At 32.2% G+C, this 1,923-nt stretch carries 2 protein-coding genes; one reads left to right on the forward strand and one right to left on the reverse strand.

Annotated features, from left to right (window positions below; genetic code table 11):
- Nucleotides 1–148: 148 nt before the first annotated feature.
- Nucleotides 149–448 carry a hypothetical protein gene (locus ACIR131C_RS0101285; protein WP_028088753.1) on the reverse strand — a complete coding sequence of 100 codons (300 nt, stop codon included), beginning with the start codon at nt 446–448 and terminating at the stop codon, nt 149–151.
- Between the two features lie 198 nt (nt 449–646).
- Between ACIR131C_RS0101285 and ACIR131C_RS21595 the strand changes: the two genes are divergently transcribed.
- Nucleotides 647–1,675: a helix-turn-helix domain-containing protein gene (locus ACIR131C_RS21595; protein WP_051347460.1), complete on the forward strand. Its 1,029-nt coding sequence runs from the start codon at nt 647–649 to the stop codon at nt 1,673–1,675.
- The last annotated feature ends 248 nt before the right edge of the window (nt 1,676–1,923 follow it).

The following is a 1,923-nucleotide window of genomic DNA, read 5'->3' on the forward strand; positions in this document are numbered from 1 at the left end:
TTTTAACGCACCTTTTGCTTAATTGTAAATTCGGTGGGTTTTGTCTGTCCAGAAGAGTGTAGGCGCTAGTCAATGGCGCATGAATATCTTTCCCGAAAGTGAACAACTAGGGGCTTTATCTGTTTAAATGTAGTTTATAACCGTCATTTTATTTACTGATGGTTTTTACAGATTGATTGATCTGAGTAGGAGATACTTTTAAAGCAATAATAGGTATTGCAGTTGCTACAATCAAAACCGCAATAGCTAAAATCACAGCAACAGGTTTACCTCCAGATGTAACTAACACTGTCATAATATTCTTGATTGTTTCTCCTACGACCTGTGTTAATTCAACGATTTCTGATTTAGTGAACTTATCAACCATCTTCTCCCCAGTTTCTAAAATTTTGGTTGTTTTATCAGACTGAGTAGGAAGATTATCTTTTTCAGTGGGTTGTAGAGACATGGGTTTACACTCCTGGGATATGTGTTTTTTTTCATGTCTCTATCATGGCCTATAGTCTATATTGAATAGGTTGGGTGTTGTAGGTCATTTTTTATGAAAATTTATGTAGGTAAATGTAGGCAAATGTAGGTTTGTAGGGTAGAATGTAAAATCATTAGCCTATTACTAAATTTAACCTATTTACTCAAAATATGTCCAATGGATTCTCAAAAAGCTTTAAATTTTATCAATCGTGTATTATCAGAAAAGAGAAAACCAATTTTAAATTCTGTAGAAGAGAGTCTATTTTTGGGTATTTGGGAAAATCAAAGTTATGATTATATTGCAGCTAAAATTAACATGAATAGTCAACATACAAGAGTGTTAGGAGGGAAATTATTTACAAAGTTAAAACAAGATTTAGGGATTATAGTTGAGAAAAGAAATTTTCAAAATCCTATAAAATACTTTTATCAAGAATATTCATCTAATTCTGCTCCTGGAATACCTAATATAGAAATAACTGAAATCGAACCAAGTTCACCACTAAATAATCAAAATCCCTTTGTTCCCATAACTGGAAAAGTAGATGATAATAAACAGTTCTTTGGTAGAGAGAAAGAAATAAAGGAAATATTTGAACTTCTCAATAATGCCAGTAGTGTAGCGATTATTGGTGAACAAGCAATTGGTAAATCATCCTTATTATATGCAGTTTCCCAACAATCAGTAAATCTTTTAAGCTCACCACGTCAAAACGTTTTTCTAGATATGAATATTATTCATAATCAAGAAGATTTTTATTTTGCTATATGTGAAAAACTTGATATACCAGATAATAAAGGTTATAGATTTACTAGAGATTTAGAAAATAAAAAAGTATTATTAATTTTAGATAATGTTGGTAAATTGAATGGAGTAGGATTTACAAGAGATGTCAGAGATCATTTACGAGGTTTAGCTGAAGGTGAAAATGCTTGTTTAAAATTAGTTTTAGCTGCCAATGAATCTTTAGAAACATTATTTAATGATAGTTATGAAACATCACCCTTATCGGGTATTTGTCAACAAGTAGATATTCAACCTTGGAATGAAAAAACCAGCCGTGATTTTATTGCCAAGCGGTTACAACCAACTACAATTGATTTTACAGAAGCAGATATTCAAGAACTGATTCAAGAAAGTGGTGGACACCCGCAAAAATTAACCCAACTTTGTTATGATTTGTATAAAGCAAAAACTTTGTAACGACGTTCTTTTGTAGAGACGTTCCATGGAACATCTCTACATTCCAAAATCATACAGAGATTCAGTAGAGTAGTAGAGTAGGTTGGGTTGAGGAACGAAACCCAACATTTACGAGGGTTTGTTGGGTTTCACTTTGTTCAACCCAACCTACGAAAATCCTTAACTGAGAAGTATGATATCAGAAATGTTGAATGTTAAGATTTTGAGGATTGTGTCCAAGTTGTGCATTGGTATTGGTGATACCAAAT

It is taken from the genome of Dolichospermum circinale AWQC131C (assembly GCF_000426905.1).
Lineage (GTDB): Bacteria > Cyanobacteriota > Cyanobacteriia > Cyanobacteriales > Nostocaceae > Dolichospermum > Dolichospermum circinale.